This is a genomic window from Pseudomonas sp. 273 (genome assembly GCF_029201425.1).
Taxonomy (GTDB): Bacteria; Pseudomonadota; Gammaproteobacteria; order Pseudomonadales; family Pseudomonadaceae; genus Pseudomonas; species Pseudomonas delhiensis.
Map to the genome: position 1 here is coordinate 5,579,027 of NZ_CP116775.1, position 19,147 is coordinate 5,598,173.

At 69.7% G+C, this 19,147-nt stretch carries 15 protein-coding genes; 5 read left to right on the plus strand and 10 right to left on the minus strand.

Translation table 11 applies throughout. From position 1 onward, the window contains the following. Positions 1-34: 34 nt before the first annotated feature. From PKO50_RS25480 to mreB, 4 genes are all read right to left on the minus strand, one after another. Positions 35-619, minus strand: coding sequence for a Maf family protein (locus PKO50_RS25480; RefSeq protein WP_275627592.1), 585 nt, complete (start codon positions 617-619; stop codon positions 35-37). A 72-nt stretch (positions 620-691) separates the two neighbouring features. Continuing rightward, positions 692-1,180: a rod shape-determining protein MreD gene (mreD, locus tag PKO50_RS25485; protein WP_109936870.1), complete on the minus strand. Its 489-nt coding sequence runs from the start codon at positions 1,178-1,180 to the stop codon at positions 692-694. Then, positions 1,180-2,223, minus strand: a complete 1,044-nt coding sequence (mreC, locus tag PKO50_RS25490; protein ID WP_275630529.1) for a rod shape-determining protein MreC — start codon at positions 2,221-2,223, stop codon at positions 1,180-1,182. Before mreC ends, mreD begins: the two co-directional genes overlap by 1 nt. An 80-nt stretch (positions 2,224-2,303) precedes the next feature. Continuing rightward, positions 2,304-3,341, minus strand: a complete 1,038-nt coding sequence (mreB, locus tag PKO50_RS25495) for a rod shape-determining protein MreB (protein WP_009617768.1) — start codon at positions 3,339-3,341, stop codon at positions 2,304-2,306. Between the two features lie 225 nt (positions 3,342-3,566). On the opposite strand from mreB, the gene gatC reads away from it, so the two are divergent. From gatC to PKO50_RS25520, 5 genes are read left to right on the plus strand one after another with little or no spacing between them, the layout of a single operon-like run. Beyond that, on the plus strand, positions 3,567-3,854 hold the full coding sequence (gene gatC / locus PKO50_RS25500) for an Asp-tRNA(Asn)/Glu-tRNA(Gln) amidotransferase subunit GatC (protein WP_109936868.1): 288 nt from the start codon (positions 3,567-3,569) through the stop codon (positions 3,852-3,854). 19 nt (positions 3,855-3,873) lie between these two features. Further along, positions 3,874-5,328, plus strand: a complete 1,455-nt coding sequence (gene gatA / locus PKO50_RS25505; RefSeq protein WP_275627593.1) for an Asp-tRNA(Asn)/Glu-tRNA(Gln) amidotransferase subunit GatA — start codon at positions 3,874-3,876, stop codon at positions 5,326-5,328. An 11-nt stretch (positions 5,329-5,339) separates the two neighbouring features. Then, positions 5,340-6,785, plus strand: a complete 1,446-nt coding sequence (gene gatB, locus PKO50_RS25510) for an Asp-tRNA(Asn)/Glu-tRNA(Gln) amidotransferase subunit GatB (RefSeq protein WP_109936866.1) — start codon at positions 5,340-5,342, stop codon at positions 6,783-6,785. Between the two features lie 53 nt (positions 6,786-6,838). After that, positions 6,839-7,216 (plus strand): septal ring lytic transglycosylase RlpA family protein, encoded by a 378-nt coding sequence (locus PKO50_RS25515; RefSeq protein ID WP_089390595.1) that lies wholly within the window; start codon positions 6,839-6,841, stop codon positions 7,214-7,216. 11 nt (positions 7,217-7,227) lie between these two features. Continuing rightward, complete coding sequence (locus PKO50_RS25520; RefSeq protein ID WP_109936865.1) at positions 7,228-7,614, plus strand: carboxymuconolactone decarboxylase family protein; 387 nt, start codon at positions 7,228-7,230, stop codon at positions 7,612-7,614. Positions 7,615-8,698: 1,084 nt separating this feature from the next. On the opposite strand, the gene PKO50_RS25525 is transcribed toward PKO50_RS25520, so the two are convergent. The 6 genes from PKO50_RS25525 to PKO50_RS25550 all read right to left on the minus strand — a co-directional run bounded on the left by PKO50_RS25525 (position 8,699) and on the right by PKO50_RS25550 (position 18,888). Next, positions 8,699-9,499, minus strand: coding sequence for a DUF2135 domain-containing protein (locus tag PKO50_RS25525; protein WP_275627594.1), 801 nt, complete (start codon positions 9,497-9,499; stop codon positions 8,699-8,701). Between the two features lie 5 nt (positions 9,500-9,504). After that, the gene (locus PKO50_RS25530; RefSeq protein ID WP_275627595.1) at positions 9,505-11,136 is read right to left on the minus strand and encodes a DUF2300 domain-containing protein; all 1,632 of its coding nucleotides are present in this window, start codon (positions 11,134-11,136) and stop codon (positions 9,505-9,507) included. Continuing rightward, the gene (locus PKO50_RS25535; protein WP_275627596.1) at positions 11,136-15,683 is read right to left on the minus strand and encodes an alpha-2-macroglobulin; all 4,548 of its coding nucleotides are present in this window, start codon (positions 15,681-15,683) and stop codon (positions 11,136-11,138) included. Before PKO50_RS25535 ends, PKO50_RS25530 begins: the two co-directional genes overlap by 1 nt. Next, positions 15,680-16,324 carry a DUF1175 family protein gene (locus tag PKO50_RS25540; protein WP_275627597.1) on the minus strand — a complete coding sequence of 215 codons (645 nt, stop codon included), beginning with the start codon at positions 16,322-16,324 and terminating at the stop codon, positions 15,680-15,682. The genes PKO50_RS25535 and PKO50_RS25540 overlap by 4 nt, the downstream gene beginning before the upstream one ends. Further along, positions 16,309-17,988 carry a DUF2138 domain-containing protein gene (locus PKO50_RS25545; protein WP_275627598.1) on the minus strand — a complete coding sequence of 560 codons (1,680 nt, stop codon included), beginning with the start codon at positions 17,986-17,988 and terminating at the stop codon, positions 16,309-16,311. The genes PKO50_RS25540 and PKO50_RS25545 overlap by 16 nt, the downstream gene beginning before the upstream one ends. 93 nt (positions 17,989-18,081) lie before the next feature. Further along, the gene (locus PKO50_RS25550) at positions 18,082-18,888 is read right to left on the minus strand and encodes a DUF2135 domain-containing protein (RefSeq protein WP_275627599.1); all 807 of its coding nucleotides are present in this window, start codon (positions 18,886-18,888) and stop codon (positions 18,082-18,084) included. Between the last annotated feature and the right edge of the window lie 259 nt (positions 18,889-19,147).

Consider the following 19,147-nt stretch of genomic DNA (forward strand, 5'->3'; position numbering starts at 1 on the left):
CTTCCTTATCGCGCCCGTGTGCAGCGCTACTTCTTCAAGACTGCCAGCAAGGGATCGCGAAGTCAGCCAACAGTTCCGCGGTCTCGCACAAGGGCAGGCCGACCACCCCGCTGTAGCTGCCCTCGACGCGGTTGACGAAGATCGCCGCCAACCCCTGGATAGCGTAGCCGCCCGCCTTGTCCTGGGGCTCGCCGGTGGCCCAGTAGGCCTGCGCCTCGGCCTCGCCGATGCGGCGGAACGACACGGTGCTCGCCACCACCCGCACTTCGCAGCGGTCGCGGTCGGCCACCGCCACCGCGGTCAGCACCTGGTGCTGGCGGCCGGACAACGCGCGCAGCATGGCCAGGCTGTCCTCGCGGTCCGCCGGCTTGCCGAGGATGCGGCCGTCGAGCACCACCGCGGTATCGGCGCCGAGCACGCAGACGTCGGGCCTCTGGGCAAGCATAGTCAGTCCGGCCAGGGCCTTGCCGCGCGCCAGGCGCTCGACGTACGCGGCCGGCGTCTCGCCGTCCTCGGGCGTTTCGTCGATGTTGCCGGAAACCAGGTGGAAGGACAGGCCGATCTGCGTCAGCAGCTCACGCCGGCGCGGCGAGCTGGAGGCCAGGTAAAGCTGGGGCATCTGCGACTCCCGGAAGAGTCCCGGCCGCCCCTCTCCCGGCCCCGTGCCAGGTGGGAAGCGGCGGGACGGGTATTAGTAGACCTTAAGGCGCTGGGACAGGCCCTTGAGCAGCACCAGCACCCAGGGCCAGAGCAGGCCGCTGACCAGCGCCGGCAAGAGGAAGGCCAGGGTCGGCGGGCGGTTGCCGGTCAGGGCGTTGAGCCACAGCTGCACCAGTTGCGCCAGGCCATAGACCACCATCAGCACCAGGCACTGCTGCCAGACGGGGTACAGGCGCAGGCGCTGCTGCAGGGCCATGACCAGGAACACGATGAAGCTGAGGATCAGGGCGTTCTGCCCGAGCAGGCTGCCGTACAGCACGTCCTCGGCCAGGCCGCAGACCCAGGCGGTGACCATGCCCACCTTCTGCGGCACCATCAGCACCCAGAAGGTGAGGAACAGCGCCAGCCACAGCGGCCGGCCGATTTCCGTGAAGCTGGGCATCGGCGCCACCGACAGCAGCAGCGCCAGCAGCAGGCTGACCCAGATCAGCCAGCCGTTGCGCGGTCCTTGGGCGGGCATCAGTGACGGTTCCTTTGTGGCGCGGCCTGGGCCGGCGCCGGCGGATGCGCGGGTGTGGCGGCTGGCGTGGCGGGTGCCGGGGCGGCGCCCTGGGCCGGAGCGGCCGGGGCAGCAGGCGCGGCTGGAGCGGCGGGCGCCGGCGCCTGGCCAGCGGCCTCCGCTGCCTGGCGGTCGGCCTCGGCCTGGGCCTCGGCGGCCTCGGTGGCGCGCTGCTCGGGGGTGCGGCTGTCGCTGAACACCAGCAGCACGTAGCGGCTGCGGTTCATCTTCGCGGTGGGCACGGCGCGGATCACCGCAAACGGCTGGCCGGAGTCGTGGATGACCTCCTTGACCACCGCCACCGGGTAGCCGGCCGGGAAGCGCTGGCCGAGGCCGGAGCTGACCAGCAGGTCGCCTTCCTTGATGTCCGCGGTGTCGGCGACGAAACGCAGTTCCAGGCGCTCCGGGTTGCCGGTGCCGACGGCGATGGCGCGCAGGCCGTTGCGGTTGACCTGCACCGGGATGCTGTGGGTGGTGTCGGTGAGCAGCAGCACGCGGGCGGTGTAGGGCATGACCTCGACCACCTGGCCCATCAGGCCGCTGGCGTCGAGCACCGGCTGGCCCTGGAACACGCCGTCCTTCGCGCCCTTGTCGATGAGGATGCGCTGGGTGAAGGGGTTGGGGTCGACGCCGATCAGTTCGCTGACCAGCACCTTGTCGTCCACCAGGGCGGCGGAATTGAGCAGCTCGCGCAGGCGCACGTTCTGTTCGGTCAGGGCGGCCAGCTTCTGCAGGCGGCGCTGCATCAGCAGCGACTCGGCCTTGAGCCGCTCGTTCTCGGCGAGCAGCTCGCTGCGGCTGGTGAACTGGTCGCGCACGCCTTCCCAGGCACGCACCGGCAGGTCGGCCACGCCATAGAAGGGGGTCAGCACCAGGCCCATCTGGCTGCGCACGGGCTTGAGGTAGTCGAAACGCGCGTCGACCACCATCAGGCCCACCGAAAGCACGGCGAGCACCAGCAGGCGCACGCCCAGCGAGGGCCCTTTGGAGAATAGCGGTTTGATGACCAGCTCCTAGCTGATTGAAGGCGGTTGATGTTTCGCCGTGCGCGGCAAAACGTCAACCACCCTCAAGGGCTCCCACCTCACTCGGTGGAGAGCAGGTCCATGGAGTGGCGGTCCATCATGTCCAGCGCCTTGCCGCCGCCACGGGCCACGCAGGTCAGCGGGTCTTCGGCGACGATCACCGGCAGGCCGGTCTCCTGGGCCAGCAGCTTGTCCAGGTCGCGCAGCAGGGCACCACCGCCGGTCAGCACCAGGCCACGCTCGGCGATGTCCGAGGCCAGCTCCGGCGGAGACTGCTCCAGGGCGCTCTTGACCGCCTGGACGATGGTCGCCAGGGACTCCTGCAGGGCTTCGAGCACCTCGTTGGAGTTCAGGGTGAAGCTGCGCGGCACGCCTTCGGCCAGGTTGCGGCCGCGGACGTCCACCTCGCGCACTTCGCCACCGGAGAAGGCGGCGCCGATCTCCTGCTTGATGCGCTCGGCGGTGGATTCGCCGATCAGGCTGCCGTAGTTGCGGCGCACGTAGGTGACGATGGCTTCGTCGAAGCGGTCGCCGCCGACGCGCACGGATTCGGCGTAGACCACGCCGTTCAGCGAGATCAGGGCGATCTCGGTGGTGCCGCCGCCGATGTCGACGACCATCGAGCCACGGGCTTCCTCGACCGGCAGGCCGGCGCCGATGGCCGCGGCCATGGGCTCCTCGATCAGGTACACCTCGCGGGCGCCGGCGCCCAGGGCCGATTCACGGATGGCGCGGCGTTCCACCTGGGTGGACTTGCACGGCACGCAGATCAGCACGCGAGGGCTGGGCTGCAAGAAGCTGTTCTCGTGCACCTTGTTGATGAAGTACTGCAGCATCTTCTCGCAGACGCTGAAGTCGGCGATGACGCCGTCCTTCATCGGGCGGATGGCCGAGATGTTGCCGGGGGTGCGGCCGAGCATGCGCTTGGCCTCGGTACCGACGGCGACCACGCTCTTCTGGTTGCCATGGTTGCGGATGGCCACTACCGAAGGCTCGTTGAGGACGATGCCGCGTTCGCGCACATAAATGAGGGTATTGGCAGTGCCCAGGTCGATCGACAGATCGCTGGAGAACATGCCACGCAATTTTTTGAACATGGAAAGGGAACCCTGGACGATGCGCGGGTAAAAAAGTGCGGCAAACTCTAACAATGACGGGGATTTTGGGCAAGGCGGCATTGTGTTAAATTGCTTGACTTTCAGCGCCTTTAAGGCCTGCCCCAGCGGTCCCTGGGACCGCCCGCCGCGGGTTCCGTTCCCCGCCTACGTTTCGTCCGACCATGCGTCCTATCGACGCTGGCAGCTCTAGCCTGGAGACCCCCGATGGCGCTTGACCGCTCCGACGTGGAAAAAATCGCCCACCTGGCCCGCCTGGGCCTGGCGGAAACCGACGTCCAACCGACCACCGCGACCCTGAACAACATCCTCGGCCTGGTCGACCAGATGCAGGCGGTGGACACCGACGGCGTCGAACCCCTCGCCCACCCCCTGGAAGCCACCCAGCGCCTGCGCGCCGACGTGGTGACCGAAAGCAACCAGCGCGAGGCCTACCAGGCCATCGCACCGGCCGTGGAAGACGGCCTGTACCTGGTTCCGAAAGTGATCGAGTAATAAGGAAGGACACGGACCCATGCTGCACCAACTGACCCTCGCCGAAGTCGCCCGCGGCCTCGCCGACAAACAGTTCTCCGCCGAAGAGCTGACCCGTGCCCTGCTGAGCCGCATCGAGCAGCTCGATCCGCAGCTCAACAGCTTCATCAGCGTCACCGCCGACGAAGCCCTCGCCCAGGCCCGGGCCGCCGACCAGCGGCGCGCCAACGGCGAGGCCGGCGCCCTGCTCGGCGCGCCCATCGCCCACAAGGACCTGTTCTGCACCCGGGGCGTGCGCACCAGCTGCGGCTCGAAGATCCTCGACAACTTCGTCTCGCCCTACGACGCCACCGTGGTCGAGCGCCTGGCCGCCGCCGGCGCCGTGAGCCTGGGCAAGCTGAACATGGACGAGTTCGCCATGGGCTCGGCCAACGAATCCAGCCACTACGGCCCGGTGAAGAACCCCTGGGACGCCACCCGCGTGCCCGGCGGCTCCTCCGGCGGCTCGGCCGCGGCCGTGGCCGCGCGGCTGATCCCCGCCGCCACCGGCACCGACACCGGCGGCTCGATCCGCCAGCCGGCGGCGCTGACCAACCTCACCGGGATCAAGCCGACCTACGGCCGCGTCTCGCGCTGGGGCATGATCGCCTACGCCTCCAGCCTCGACCAGGCCGGCCCCCTGGCCCGCACCGCCGAGGACTGCGCGCTGATGCTCGGCGCCATGGCCGGCTTCGACGCCAAGGACTCCACCTGCGTCGACCAGCCGCTGGACGACTACCTGGCCGCCCTGGGCAAGCCGCTGGCCGGCCTGCGCATCGGCCTGCCGAAGGAATACTTCGGCGAGGGCCTGGACAGCCGCATCGCCGATGCCGTGCTGGCCGTGGTCGAGCAGCTCAAGCAGCTGGGCGCGGTGGTCAGGGACATCTCCCTGCCGAACATGCGCCACGCCATCCCGGCCTACTACGTGATCGCCCCGGCGGAAGCCAGCTCCAACCTGTCGCGCTTCGATGGCGTACGCTACGGCTACCGCTGCGCGGAGCCGAAGGACCTGCAGGACCTGTACAAGCGCTCCCGCGCCGAAGGCTTCGGCGCCGAGGTGAAGCGCCGCATCATGGTCGGCACCTATGCGCTGTCCGCCGGCTACTACGACGCCTACTACCTGAAGGCGCAGAAGATCCGCCGGCTGATCAAGAACGACTTCGTCAGCGCCTTCGGCGAAGTGGACGTCATCCTCGGCCCGACCACGCCCAACCCGGCCTGGAAGCTCGGCACCAAGAACGACGACCCGGTCGCCCAGTACCTGGAAGACATCTACACCATCACCGCCAACCTCGCCGGCATCCCCGGGCTGTCCATGCCCGCCGGGTTCGTCGATGGCCTGCCGGTGGGCGTGCAGCTGCTCGCCCCGTACTTCCAGGAAGGCCGCCTGCTCAACGTCGCGCACCAGTACCAACAGGTGACCGACTGGCACAAACAAGCACCGGCTGGATTCTGAGGACGACACACATGCAATGGGAAACCGTGATCGGGCTGGAAATCCACGCGCAGCTCGCCACCCAATCGAAGATCTTCTCCGGCAGCGCCACCACCTTCGGCGCCGAGCCCAACACCCAGGCCAGCCTGGTCGACCTGGCGATGCCCGGCACCCTGCCGGTGCTCAACGCCGAGGCCGTGCGCATGGCCTGCCGGTTCGGCCTGGCGATCAACGCCGAGATCGCCGAGCGCAACGTCTTCGCCCGCAAGAACTACTTCTACCCGGACCTGCCCAAGGGCTACCAGACCAGCCAGATGGACCACCCCATCGTCGGCAAGGGCTTCCTCGACATCACCCTCGAGGACGGCACCGTCAAGCGCGTGGGCATCACCCGCGCGCACCTGGAAGAGGACGCCGGCAAGAGCCTGCACGAAGACTTCCACGGCATGAGCGGCATCGACCTGAACCGCGCCGGCACGCCGCTGCTGGAGATCGTCTCCGAACCGGACATCCGCAGCGCCAAGGAAGCCGTGGCCTATGTCAAGGCCATCCACGCGCTGGTGCGCTACCTGGGCATCTGCGACGGCAACATGGCCGAGGGCTCGCTGCGCTGCGACTGCAACGTCTCGGTGCGCCCGAAAGGCCAGGCCGAGTTCGGCACCCGCGCCGAGATCAAGAACGTCAACTCCTTCCGCTTCATCGAGAAGGCGATCAACCACGAGGTGCAGCGCCAGATCGACCTGATCGAGGACGGCGGCAAGGTGGTGCAGGAAACCCGCCTGTACGACCCGAACAAGGACGAGACGCGCTCCATGCGCAGCAAGGAAGAAGCCAACGACTACCGCTACTTCCCCTGCCCGGACCTGCTGCCGGTGGTGATCGAGCGCAGCTTCCTGGAAGAGTTGCGCGCCAGCCTGCCGGAACTGCCGGACCAGAAGCGCGAGCGCTTCGAGAGCCAGTACGGGCTGTCGGCCTACGACGCCAGCGTGCTGTCCGCCAGCCGCGAGATGGCCGACTACTTCGAGCAGGTGCAAGGCATCTGCGGCGACGCCAAGCTTGCGGCCAACTGGGTGATGGGCGAGCTTTCCAGCCTGCTCAACAAGGACGGCCTGGAGATCGACCGGTCGCCGGTTTCCGCCGAGCAGCTGGGCGGCATGATCCTGCGCATCAAGGACAACACCATCAGCGGCAAGATCGCCAAGATGGTCTTCGAGGCCATGGCCGCCGGCGAAGGCTCGGCCGATGCGATCATCGAGGCCAAGGGCCTGAAGCAGGTCACCGACACCGGCGCCATCGACAAGATGCTCGACGAGGTGCTGGCGGCCAACGCCGAGCAGGTCGAACAGTACCGCGCCAGCGACGAAGCCAAGCGCGGCAAGATGTTCGGCTTCTTCGTCGGCCAGGCCATGAAGGCCTCGAAGGGGAAAGCCAACCCCGGGCAGGTGAACGAACTGCTGAAGAAGAAGCTCGAAAGCTGAGCCCACTCTTCCTGACGCCGGGCTTGCCCGGCGTTTTTTCGTCCGGAGGCTCGATGCTGCGTTCTCTCGCCCTGCTCTGCGGCCTGGCCCTGCTGGCCGGCTGCGCCACTTCGTCGTACGACGGCGGCTCGGCGCGCGGCTACCGCGCCGAGGGCACCGCGTCCTACTACGGCCGCGCGCACCACGGCAGGAAGACCGCCAGCGGCGAGCGCTTCGACCAGCACGCCCTCACCGCCGCGCACCGCAGCCTGCCCTTCGGCACCCGGCTGAAGGTCACCAACCTCGACAACGGCCGCAGCGTGGTGGTGCGCGTCAACGACCGCGGGCCCTTCGGCCGCGGCAGGATCATCGACCTGTCCCGCGGTGCGGCGCAACGCCTCGACATGTTGCGCACCGGCACGGCGCCGGTGCGCCTGGAAGCCATCGACTAGGAGCAGTCCGAATGACCGACAAGCGCAAGGCCGGCGAACAGGTACGCCGGGAAGTGATGGGCGACGCCTTCGTCGACCGCGCCCTGAACAACGCCACCGACTTCACCCGACCGCTGCAGGACTTCGTCAACGAAAACGCCTGGGGCAGCGTCTGGTCCCGCGACGGCCTGCCGCGCAAGACCCGCAGCCTGATCACCCTGGCCGCCCTGACCGCGCTGAAATGCCCGCAGGAACTGAAAGGCCACGTGCGCGGCGCGCTGAACAACGGCTGCACGGTGGAAGAAATCCGCGAAGCGCTGCTGCACTGCGCGGTCTACGCCGGCGTACCGGCAGCGATCGACGCCTTCCGCGCGGCGCAGGAAGTGATAGAGGCGTGGCAGGCGGACCAGAAGGCCTGAGCGTAGGGCGAATAACCGTTCGCGGTTATCCGCCGCCGGCCGGAACGCCGGAGCCCACGACGACGGCGGATAACGCTTGAGGCGTTATCCGCCCTACGGTCCCGGGAGCTTCGCAGCCCCACTGCACGCCGAACGGTCCCCTCTCCTGCTTGCGGGGGAGGGTCAGGGAGGGGAGCGGAGTTCAGGCCAGGCACCGGTACATCGGCGAAGTCCGCCCCTCTCCCCAACCCTCTCCCTGAAGGGAGAGGGAGCTTGTCCTGAGCGAGCTGAAAATCAAGAGCCCGCCGGCAGCTCCACAGTCTCACAGTGAGCTTTGCGGCCCCGCCTCACACCGAACGGTCCCCTCTCCCGCTTGCGGGGGAGGGTTAGGGAGGGGGAACGGAGTTCAGGCCAACCACCACACATCGGCGAAGTCCGCAACCCTCTCCCCAGCCCTCTCCCTGAAGGGAGAGGGAGCTTGTCCTGAGCGAGCTGAAGATCAAGAGTCAGCCGGTAACCCCACAGTCTCGCAGTGAACTTTGCGGCCCCGCCTCACACCGAACGGTCCCCTCTCCCGCTTGCGGGGGAGGGTCAGGGAGGGGAGCGGAGTTCAGGCCAGGCACCGGTACATCGGCGAAGTCCGCCCCTCTCCCCAACCCTCTCCCTGAAGGGAGAGGGAGCTTGTCCTGAGCGAGCTGAAGCTCAAGAGTCAGCTGGCAACCCCACAGTCTCGCAGTGAGCTTTGCGGCCCCGCCTCACACCGAACGGTCCCCTCTCCCGCTTGCGGGGGAGGGCCAGGGAGGGGAGCGGAGTTCAGGCCAGGCACCGGCACATCGGCGAGGTCCGCCCCTCTCCCCAACCCTCTCCCTGAAGGGAGAGGGAGCTTGTCCTGAGCGAGCTGAAGATCAAGAGTCAGCCGGCAACCCCACAGTCTCGCAGTGAGCTTTGCGGCCCCGCCTCACACCGAACGGTCCCCTCTCCCGCTTGCGGGGGAGGATTAGGGAGGGGGAGCGGAGTTCAGGCCAGGCACCGGCACATCGGCGAAGTCCGCCCTGCCCGCGACTGCTCTTGCTTGCAGCTTGTAGCTTGCCGCTTGCAGCCGCTCCTACGGATAACTAAACCGCTTCACCAAAGTCAGCTCCCCCGGCTGCCGCATCGGCACCAGGAAGCTCTCCTGCTTCTCGTCCGGCGTGCCCTCCTCCGTCACTATCGTCACCCTGGCCGTGGTCAGCGGCTGGGCGGCCTCGACGTTGCCGCTCTCCTCGTCCTGGCTGTAGCCGCCGCCGAAGTAGTTCACGTAGACCAGGTACGCCCCCTTCAGCGGCGTCGGCGTGGCGATGATCTCCGGGCCGTAGCCGGTGGTCACGTCGACGTCCTGGGCGGCGCCGTTGGGCAGGCTGCGGTTGCCGTACCAGACGTGGCCGCCGTCGGGGGTCACCAGGTGCAGGTCGAGGTCGGTGTTGTCGCTGTCCCAGGACAGCAGCACGCGCAGCTTGGCCGGCACCTCGCCGCCGCCACCGCCGTGGTAGAACTGCACGCGCTTGTGGCGCTGGCCGTCCGGGCTGATCACCTCGACGCTGTTGCTGCCGGCCGGGAACGCGTAGGGGCGGTCGAAGCCGCCGTCCTCGCCGATCTTCAGCGGCATGGACACGCCATTGACCACTAGGGTCGCCGGCCGGTCCTTGGGCGCGTTGGCGATCTCGCCCCTGATCCGCGCGCTCAGCGCCTGGTCGGCCGGGGTATTCACCGAGGCCGCCGGGTAGTTCACCGTCTGCCGGAAGTTGGCGCCCTCGCCGTTGCCGGGGCGCCAGCCGCCCAGCGGGGCGTCCAGGCGGATGCCTGGCTCGGCGGCCTGGGCCAGGCCGGCAGCGAGCAGGGAAAGGAACAGGTAGGGACGCAGCGTCATGGCGGTCATTCCAGTATCAGGCGGCGGGCGAGGCTTTCGACGAAGTCCTCGTCCTGGCCGTTGGGGTGCGCCTGGAAGGCCAGGTGCAGGTATTCGTGGGTGAGGTCGAGGCGGTCCTGCAGCGAATACAGGCCGCGCACGTAGATGCGCTGGCGCTCGCGGTCGACGTAGGGGCGGCCCGAGGCCAGTTGGCAGACGGCGAAGCTCTGCAATTCCTCGTAGCCCGGCTCGCCTTCCAGGCGCGGGCGCCAGCCACGGCGCTGCTTGCGCAGCCAGTCCTCGGCGGCGGGCAGCGGCTGGCAGGCCGCCAGCGGGTTGTTCCAGGCGCTCAGGCTGGCGCGCGGGAAGGCACGGGCGAGGATGGCGTCGAAGCGCAGGCCGCTGGCCGCCTGGGCCTTGGCCTCCTGCCAGGAGAGTTTCGCCGGGCCGGCCTGGTCGGCGTGGTAGGTGACCGGGCTGCCGGCCAGCACCAGGCCGTCGGTGAAGGCCGCCACGGCGCGCATCTGCGCCGTGGCCGGGCGCGGGGCGACGCGCTGGCGCTGGCTGCTGTCGTCGATGTCCAGGCAGTCGCCGTGCTGCGCGCCGTTCTGCAGCAGGTAGCTGCGGATGGCCACCGCCAGGGCGCGGGCGGCTTCCACCGGGGTGGCCGCGGCTTCGCGCTGCAGCACGCGGGCGACGTATTCCTCGCGCTCCAGCCGGGCCACCAGCCGGGGCTTGCCGTCGCGCTGGAGGAAGAGTTCGCCGTCGCTGTGGATATCCAGATCGTTGCCGTTCTCGAAGCTCACCCGGTAGCTGCCGCTGAGGCCGCCGGCCGCCGCCGGACGGCCCTGGACGTCGAAGACCTCGCGCAGCGGGTAGCGGCTGAACAGCGGCACCGCCACGCAGCGCCCGGCCTCCCGCGGCCAGGGCGCCGGCAGCAGCGCCCCCAGCGCCTCGGCATACTGCGCCAGCAGCGTCTTGCTGGTGCCGGGGCCGGACACCCAGACCGGCGTGCCGTCCACCAGCCAGCCGGCGAAGCCGCCACGGCGCGCCTGCGGGTCGCGCTCGTCGAGCCAGCTCCAGGTCTTCACCCGCAGGCGCCCGCCAAGACTGGCCACGGCGCGGCCGTCGTCGGCGTTCACCACCACGTCGAGCAGCACGCGGCGCGCCTCGTCCTGGGCCGGCAGGCGGCCGAGGACATCCAGCAGCTCGGCCACCGGCACCTCGGTCTGCGGCTGCAACTTGTCCAGGTCCAACAACCAGGCCGGCGCCGCGTACGCCTGCCAGTACCGGCGCCAGGCCGCGGCGTCCAGGCCCAGGCGCGCCGGCTGGAAGTACAGCCCGCAGGATTTCACCAGCGCCTGGTCGCGGCCGATGCTCTGCCCCGCCGAGCAGCAGTAGACCTCCTCGCGGGACTGGCCCTTGCAGGCATAGGCCGGCTCCTGGCGCTGGTTGTCCACCAGCCAGGCGAAGACGAACAGCTTCCACAGGCTGCCCAGGGGCGTGCGCAGGTCCGCCGGCAGCGGCTCGCGGGCCAGCACCTGCTGGCGGTCCAGGCGCAGCAGCTGGTCGCCCTGGGCGGTACGCCAGGCGAACTGCACGGGCGGCTCCGCCGCCGCGCACAGCGGCAGCAGGAGCAGCAGCCAGGCCAGGCGCATTACCGCACCTTGACCCTGGCCAGCGCCGGGCTCTGCTCCAGGGCCTGCTCGGCGGGCGCGTACATGCGCACATAGCGCGCCGGCGGCAGGGCGAACTCGCCCTTCTGCGAGAAGCGCACCAGGTGGCGGAAGCGCAGCTCGCCGGCGAGGCTGTCCACCGGGATGCCGTAGTGCAGGTCGCCCGGCTCGTTGCGCGCGCGCTCCAGGCTCATCGCCTCGGTGCCGCCCAGGCCGCTGACCTGGATGCCCCAGGTGGTGCGCTCGACGTCGGCGCCCGGCGGCAACGGCACTTCCAGCATGCCGTAGCGCAGGGCGGTGGGCTGCTCGGTCTTCAGCGTCACTTCGTCCAGGTACAGCTCGTCGCTGGACAGCGGCTTGTCGCCCAGCTCCTCGACCTTGAACGCGAAGGCCTTGTCGCCCGGCACCAGGCGCAGCAGGCGGCGGCTGATGCTCACCGGCAACTGGCTGGCCGGGGCCTCGGCGCTGCGGAAGCTGAGCGCGGCGTTGAGCGGGCGCGACGGCGGGCTCTGCAGGGTCAGTTCGGCGGGCACGCCCTGGCCCTGCCACTGCCAGTAACGCTCGCCGCTAGGGCCTTGCTGCTCGAGCCAATCCTTGCCCGGCTTCAGCGTTTCGGCAGCCGGCGCCTGGGCCAGGGCGCGCTGCAGCCAGGTCAGCGCCAGGGCGCGTTCCAGGGTCGACTGCTGCGGGCCCAGGCGCGCCAGCAGGGCGCGGGCGCGGTTGACATCCGGCGCCGCCAGCGACAGTTGCACGGCCTGGGCGAACGGCTGGTCGCTGTTGTTGACCTTGAAGCGCGCCCCGTCCAGCTGCTTGGCGAAGGCCGCCGGCAGCGGCACCTTGGCCTGCTGCGCCAGGTTCGCGGCCAGTACCCGCGCCACCGCCAGGCCGAGGCTGGAGTCCGGCTCGGCCATCACCAGGCTGACGTCGGCATCCGCCGGCAGCTTCGTCTCCTCGCCCTCCCCGGCCTTGGCCAGGTCGTCGAGCAGGCCGCCGACCAGGGTCTGCACCGGCAGCTGCATGTCGCGGGCGAAGCCGAGGATCAGCGCGCGCTGCAGCAGCGGCGTCTGCTCGGCCAGCTTGGCGTAGAGGTCGAGCACCCGCTGCCAGTGTTCCGCCGGCAGGCTGATCTGCAGCGCGCGGCTGGCGTGCCAGTCGGCGTAGTAGGCGTAGGCGGTGAGGAAGGCGTCGCTGTCGGTGTTGTCGCCCCACCAGGTGAAGTAGGCGTTGGGCCCGGCCATCTGCACCAGGCGCAGGCGGCTGTTCTGCATGATCAGGCGCAGGCGGTCGCGCACCCGCGGCTCGCCGCCGGCCAGCAGCGGGTAGGCCACGCTCAGCGGCAGCAGGCGGCTGGCGGTCTGCTCGACGCAGCCGTAGGGGTAGGCCAGCAGGTCGTCGAGGCTGCCGCGGAACAGCGCGCTGGCGCTGTCGTCCAGGCGCAGGCGGATGTCACGGGCGTCCGCCGGCAGTTGCAGCGGGCTGTTCTGCCCGGCCAGTTGCAGGCTGCGCGCTTGCAGCACCTGCCAGCCGTCGGCGGCCAGGGCGAAGCGCACGCCCAGGCTGTCGCGCAACTGGCCGTCCTGGCGCAGCTCGGCGCTCCATCCGCCATCGCTCAGCGCCTGGGCCGGCAGGCGCACGTAGTTCACGCCCCTGGCCAGCTCCAGCGCCTGGGTCTGTTCCTGGCCGGCGTAGCGCACCAGCAGCTCGGCCTTGACCGCCTGCTCGCCCTGGTTGAAGACGAACAGGCCGAGGTCCGGCCGGTCGCCGGCGCGGAAGCGCTTCGGGCCGCTCCATTTCAGGTACAGCGGCTTCTCCGAGCGGATGAACTGCTTCTTCTGGCCGACCTGGCCGTCGCCGTCCATGGCCCGCGCGGTGATGCGCCAGCGCGTCAGCGAATCGGGCATGCGGAAGCTGAAGCGCGCCTTGCCCTGGGCGTCGGTGACCAGCTTCGGCTCCCAGGCGGCGGTGTCGACGTCCTCGCGGCGCGGCCGCTCCAGCACCTTCACCCCGCGCTCGCTGCGGTTGCTGCGCCCCGGCGCGCTGGCGTTGCCCGGCAGGGCCACGTCGTAGCTGATGAAGGCCAGGCTGGCGCTGGTGCGCACGTTGTTGCGCCGCGGGTGGTAGAAGAACTGGTCGATGCCCGGGGCGATCTCCGGCTGCAGGGCGTAGATCATCTCGTCCACCACGCCCACCGCCACCTGGCTGGACACCGGCTTGCCGGCGTAGCTGGTGGCCAGGTCCACGGTCACGGTCTCGCCCGGCTCGTAGCGTTCCTTGTCGGTGGCGATGGCGATCTCCACCTGCGGCACCGTCACCTTGATGCCGGCGTTCTGGAAGCTGTAGTCGCCGCCGCGGGTGTAGAGCACCGAGAAGGTCAGGTTCGGCGAGAAGTCCGGCTTCACCGGGATGCGCGCGCGGTACTGGGTGGGGTTGAGCTTCTCCAGCTTCAGCCAGTCGCCGCCCCTGGACAGCAGCGCGGTGGCCTCGACCTTGTCGCGCTCCAGCGACAGCAGCGCGTCGTCCACCGGCTCGGGGAAGGTGATCAGCGCCAGGGCTTCGTCACCGGCCTGGTACTCGGCCTTGTCGAGGACGATTTCCACGGTGCCGGGCACCGCCTTGACGCCCTCTCCGCTCACCGAGTGGCCGGTGCCGCCGAGCAGTTGGCCCTGGGCGTCACGCAACTCGATGCTGTAGGTGCCGGGCTTGGCGAAGGCGATGGCGAACTTGCCGTCGCCGGCCTCGCCGTCACCCGTGGAGCGGTCTTCCAGGCGCACCCAGCGGTAGCTCTTGGGCTTGAGTTCGGTGGGCTGTTCCGGCGCGTAGCTGAACTCGACCTGGTCGCCCACCGCGCTGAAGCGCTGCGGCGCGGCCAGGCGGTAGCGCGCGGCGCCGCGCTCGATGAGGATTTCCTTGCTGGTCTTCACCCGGTAGGCGGCGCCGTCGCTGGCGAACACCGTCAGCAGGTAGCGGCTGGGCTTGTCCGCCGCCGGCAGCTCGATGGCGGCGCGGCCCTGGGCGTCGGTGGCAAGCTCGGTGCTGGTCAGCTCCACCGGGAACTGGCCGAGGTACTGCAGTTCGTTGTCCACCATGGACAACTGCTGGGCGCGCAGGCTCAGCTGCAGCTTGGCGTTGGCCACCGGCTTGCCGTCCGGGTAGAGCAGCACCAGGTTGCCCTTGACCGCCTCGCCAGTGCGGAAGTCCGGCTTGGCCAGGTCGAGGGAGATCTCGAAGTGCGGCTTGATGTACTCGGCCACGCGGAAGGCGCTGCTGTAGGTCTGCCCGCGGTAGTCGAAGCGCAGCTCGTAGCCGCCGGCCACGGCGTTGTCCGGCAGCTGGAAGCGGCCGTTGCTGCCGGCTTTCGGGTCCAGCTGCAGGTCGAGGGTCTGCAGGGTGGTGCCGGCGGCGTCGATCACGCTCAGCTTCACCGGCGCCGCCTGGGGCGCGGCGGAGTCGCGGGCGCTCTTGAACTCGCGGCCGTAGATCTTCAGCGCCACCCAGTCGCCCGGGCGGTACAGCGGGCGGTCGGTGAAGGCGTAGAGCTTGGTGTCGTAGATCTCGCTGTCGTAGTAGAAGTTTTCCGAGACGAAGACGCCGCCCTCCTTGTCTTCGCCTATCACGAAGGAGCGCTCCGGGCTGGCGTGCTGCAGGCGCAGCAGGCCCTCGGCGTCGGTGCGGCCGCTGCTCATCACGCCCAGGCCGTCGGTCCAGAGTACCTGGGTGTCGGGCACCGGGGTGCCTTCGTGCTTGCGCGCCGACCACACCAGCAGTTCGTTGCCGGCGATCTTGCTCACCGCCACCGTGTTGGAGACGAACACCACGGTGGTGGCGCGGTACTTGCCCACCAGCGCCTCGACCAGGTACAGGCCGGGCTTGAGCTTGCCCAGGGGGATGTAGACGTTGCCCGGCGAGACGTTGATGAACTCGCTGGAAGAGCCGGCCAGCTGCACGTCCTTCGGCGGCTCTATGGGCTTGGCGTCCCACAGCGGGTAGCGGAACTGCTCGACCATCGGCAGCCCGGGAATCGGCGCGTACTGCGGCTGCGCGTCGTAGGGCGTGGGCGCGCTCATGGCCTGGCCCATCTTCAGCTCCGGCACCACCTCGGTGACCTGCTTGCGCGACTCGTAGGAGAAGGCGCGCTGCATCACCCGCCGCGACTTGCGGTACCAGTTGTCCCACAGGTAGGCCAGGGTGTTGGCCAGGCCCTCGCCCTTGAACTGCCCCTCGGCCAGCACCCGGTGCAGGTTCTTCTGGCGCTTGAGGAAGTCCAGCGGCTGGTCGATGCGGTAGACGCGCATGTCCACCCCGCCGTAGGCCTCCATGCGGTAGCGGCGGTAGTCGCGGCCCGGCGCCTCCAGGCGCACGCGGGCCTCCTCGTCGGTGGCGAAGCTGCTGTCGGCGAGCAGGAAGAAGGACTCGCCGCTGACCGGCGCGTAGTTGCTCGCCGGCACCTCGTCGTCGGCCCGCAGCGCCTGCGGCGCGCCCAGCAGCAGGCCGCCCAGGGCCAGGCCGGCGCACACCGCGAGCAGCTTCATCGGGCGAGGAACGACAAGCGGTACACGCCGACGAAGTTGGGGTTGGCGGGGTCGGGTATCCATCGGGTGTCCTTCCATGTCATGAGTTGTTGCAGGCTGACCGAGCGCATGCCGTTGTCGGTCGGCGTGCTGCTGCCGGTGTGGTAGGCGATGTTGCGGCCCATCCAGATCATCAGGTGCTGGTCGTCGCCCTGGTCGAAGAAGATCAGGTCGCCCGGCCGCGCCTGGTTGAGGTCGCGGCCGACGAGGGTGCTGTTGTACTGGATAAGCTTGATGGCATTGACGTAGGGGCCGACCTGGCCGCCGCCCTGCCGCCAGTTCTGCGCCAGTGTGCGCTGCGCGTCGGTGAGCGCCAGCTCCGGCGGCAGGTAGCGGTTGGACAAGCCGTTGGCGCGCAGCCACCTGGCGTCGTGGGGCTTGAGCGCCTCGTTGGCGGCGAAGCGCACCAGGCCCGCGCAGTCCTGCTGGTGCCAGCGCGGGCTGGGGCCCTGGCGCAGCTGTTCCTCGGCGATGCGCACGAACCAGGCGCGGAACACCTGGGACTGCTCGGGGTCGAGCGCGGCGCTGCCGGCCTGGGCCGCCTGGGCGGCCCACAGGCCGAGCGCCAGCAGCAGCGCCCGTGGCCTCACAGCGCGCGCCACTGCAGCGGCAGCCATTGCCAGGGTTGTTCGGCGTGGCTGCCGGCAGGCAGCCCGAGGGCATAGCCGCCATGCCCGGCCAGGGCCTTCAGGCGCGGCAGCAGCAGGCTGTCGGCGGCGTTGCGGAACACCGGCTCCATGTCCTGCGGCAGGCTGTCCAGGGTCTCGCGCTGCAGCAGCGTGGACAGCGACTGCGGCGCCAGGTAGGCCAGCACCAGGGCATCCCTGGGCAGCACGTCGGCCAGCGGCGGGAAGCGCTTGTCGAGGGTGCCCAGGGCCTTGTCCAGCAACTGGTCGTCGAGGGAGAACAGCAGGGTGCTGCCCTGCCGTGCCAGGCCGACACGGAAGAAGCCGCGGCCGCTGATGGCGTCCGGGTCGGCGGCGTCATTGGCGGCGTACTGGCCGAAATTGGAGCTGACCTGGCGCAGCCACTTGTGGGTCTCGCCCTGGTTCTGCTCGTCCACCGGGAAGTTGCCGCCCTCGGCGTTGGCCTCGTAGGCGCCCACCAGGCTGGCGAACAGCCTGCCCAGGTCGGCGTCCAGTTCCGGGCCGGGCGGCGCGCTGAGCGTGGCCACCAGCAGCGGCGTGTACAGCCGCGAGTCGGCGTACCAGCACAGCCCGGCGGCGCCGGACAGGTGCTCGGAGAAGGCCGCGGCCATCTTCTGCTCGGCGCCCAGGCGCACCAGCAGGCTGTCGTACAGGCCCGGGGTCAGCGGCAAGGCCACGCAGGCGCTGGCGCCCATGGGAATGGCCTGCCACACGGGGGTGAAGTCCAGGTCCGGCTGGCGCTCCACCGGGTTCAGCGCCAGGTAGCTGTTCCAGCCCTTGGCGTCCTTGTCGAAACGTACCCCGGCGAAGGCCGGGATGAAGCGCTGGTAGCCCATGGCCAGGGCACCGGCGCCGAGGCTGACGCGCTGGCTCAGCTCGCCGCGCGGGCCCAGGCCGAAGGCGCGGGGGAAGGCCTCGTCGTCGCCGCCCAGCAGCGCGCCCAGGTCGGCGCCGACCTGGGCGTCGGCCTCGCCCATTTCATCGTCGGCGGCCTGGGGGAAGAGCATCTTCGGGTTGGACAGCAGCACCAGGTAGTCGCCGCTGGAGGCGAACAGCAGGGTCTTCCGGCCGTTGTAGCGCAGGCGGTAGACGCCGGCGCCGCCCTTCAGCTCGCCGACCTTGCGCAGCTGGCTGTCGTCGGCGGCGAGGTGCGCCAGGGGCTCCAGCAGTTTGGCCAGGCCGCCGCGCTTCATCACCACCAGGAAGTCGCGCAGGCGGCCGTCGGCGCCGCGCCACAGGGCGACCTGGGCCGGCTGGTCGAGCAGTTCCTCGACCAGGTTGTCCTTCAGCGTCAGCTCGTGTTCGTAGACGATGCGCCGCAGGCTGCCGGCCAGGCCCAGGCGGTCGCCGTCGTTCTCGTAGTAGAAGACGAAGTCCTCGGTGAGGGTGTCGCGCAGCAGCGGCACCTCCAGCAGTTCCTTGGGCAGGCGGGCGAGCGAGGCGCTTTCGATCAGCGCGTCGGGGTGCCTGATGTCGCGGCCCTGGGCGTTGGCCGGCGGCGCCTCCAGCCCCGGCAGCGGGCCGCTGGGCGGCGCGGTGACGACGTAGCGCAGCAGCAGGCCGCCGAGGACCAGCAGCACCAGCGCCAGGCCGCCGATGATCAGCGGCCAGCGCTTCACGCCGGGGCTGTCGGCGGCGGGAGTGGGGGACTGGGGGTGGTGTTGTCGCTCATGCGTGCTCGATCCTGTTGCATCCCTGGCAGGGGACGGCTCTCAATAGGTGAAGGTCTTGACCAGGACCAGGTCGCCGATGGTGCGCAGCGGCACCACGAAGGTCTCGCGCTTCTCGTCGACGCTGTTCTCGTTGAACACCAGGTTGACCTGGGCGGTGATGACCTCCTGCTGGTTGGCGCCGGCCTGGAAGTTATAGCCCTGGGCGCCGAAATTGCCCCAGTAGTTCACGTAGACCAGGTAGGTGCCGTGCAGCGGCGCGGCCATGCTGAACATTTCCGGGCCGGGGCCGTCGACGCCGTCCGGGTCCAGGCCGCCGCCGTTGTTCAGCCGCGGCCGGGCCCAGAAGGCGTGCTGGCCGTCGGGGGTGACGATGTGCAGGTCCAGCTCGGCCTTGGGGTCGTCCCAGCCCAGGGCCACACGCACCCGTGGCGGAATGCGCCCGGCGTTGGCCTCGTAGAACTGCACGCGCTTGAGCGACTGGCCGTCGGCGCTGGCCACCTCAACGCTGTTGGAGCCTGCGCCGAAGGCATAGGGCCGGACGAAGTGCCCCTGGGCATCGGTATACAGGGGCAGCGGGTTGCCGTTGACCACCAGGCGCTGGGCGCGGTCGGTGCCGGCGAGCTGCTTCAGGTCGCCCTCGATCAGGCTGCGGCCGCGCTGGCCGCCTCGGTCAATGGGCGGGGTGGGATAGGCCACGCGCGGGCTGTCGAGGTCGTCGAGCAACCCCGAGTAACGCCAGCCGCCGGCCGGGCTGGACAATTCGGCGCCCGGCCCGGCGTACGACGACGCCAGCCACAGCAGGCCGAGCAGCAGCGCGAGGCTGCGGGCGGAATCCTGGAAACGCATGAGCAATCCTTTGTCGCGCGTTGGAGGGGTAAGTGTAACCGCCTGTAAAACAGCTTGAAATGGCCTTCGGGCAGAGTAAGTGATGCCGTCTGCGAATTCAGAATCCGCTTAGACCGTTCCCCAACAGGCGGCGGTTATCCAGGACGTAGGGCGCATAACGCCTACGGCGTTATCCGCCGTTTGACCTCGATCCCGGGCGCGCTTCGAACTCGGTCACGGAGCGCCTCTTTCCGGGCACTCCGAGTTCGACTGCGACACC

Coding starts and splice junctions, on each gene's coding strand:
- PKO50_RS25480 (WP_275627592.1), bottom strand. CDS start 619: ATGCCCCAGCTTTACCTGGCCTCCAGCTCGCCGCGCCGGCGTGAGCTG.
- mreD (WP_109936870.1), bottom strand. CDS start 1,180: ATGCCCGCCCAAGGACCGCGCAACGGCTGGCTGATCTGGGTCAGCCTG.
- mreB (WP_009617768.1), bottom strand. CDS start 3,341: ATGTTCAAAAAATTGCGTGGCATGTTCTCCAGCGATCTGTCGATCGAC.
- gatC (WP_109936868.1), top strand. CDS start 3,567: ATGGCGCTTGACCGCTCCGACGTGGAAAAAATCGCCCACCTGGCCCGC.
- gatA (WP_275627593.1), top strand. CDS start 3,874: ATGCTGCACCAACTGACCCTCGCCGAAGTCGCCCGCGGCCTCGCCGAC.
- gatB (WP_109936866.1), top strand. CDS start 5,340: ATGCAATGGGAAACCGTGATCGGGCTGGAAATCCACGCGCAGCTCGCC.
- PKO50_RS25515 (WP_089390595.1), top strand. CDS start 6,839: ATGCTGCGTTCTCTCGCCCTGCTCTGCGGCCTGGCCCTGCTGGCCGGC.
- PKO50_RS25520 (WP_109936865.1), top strand. CDS start 7,228: ATGACCGACAAGCGCAAGGCCGGCGAACAGGTACGCCGGGAAGTGATG.
- PKO50_RS25525 (WP_275627594.1), bottom strand. CDS start 9,499: ATGACGCTGCGTCCCTACCTGTTCCTTTCCCTGCTCGCTGCCGGCCTG.
- PKO50_RS25530 (WP_275627595.1), bottom strand. CDS start 11,136: ATGCGCCTGGCCTGGCTGCTGCTCCTGCTGCCGCTGTGCGCGGCGGCG.
- PKO50_RS25535 (WP_275627596.1), bottom strand. CDS start 15,683: ATGAAGCTGCTCGCGGTGTGCGCCGGCCTGGCCCTGGGCGGCCTGCTG.
- PKO50_RS25550 (WP_275627599.1), bottom strand. CDS start 18,888: ATGCGTTTCCAGGATTCCGCCCGCAGCCTCGCGCTGCTGCTCGGCCTG.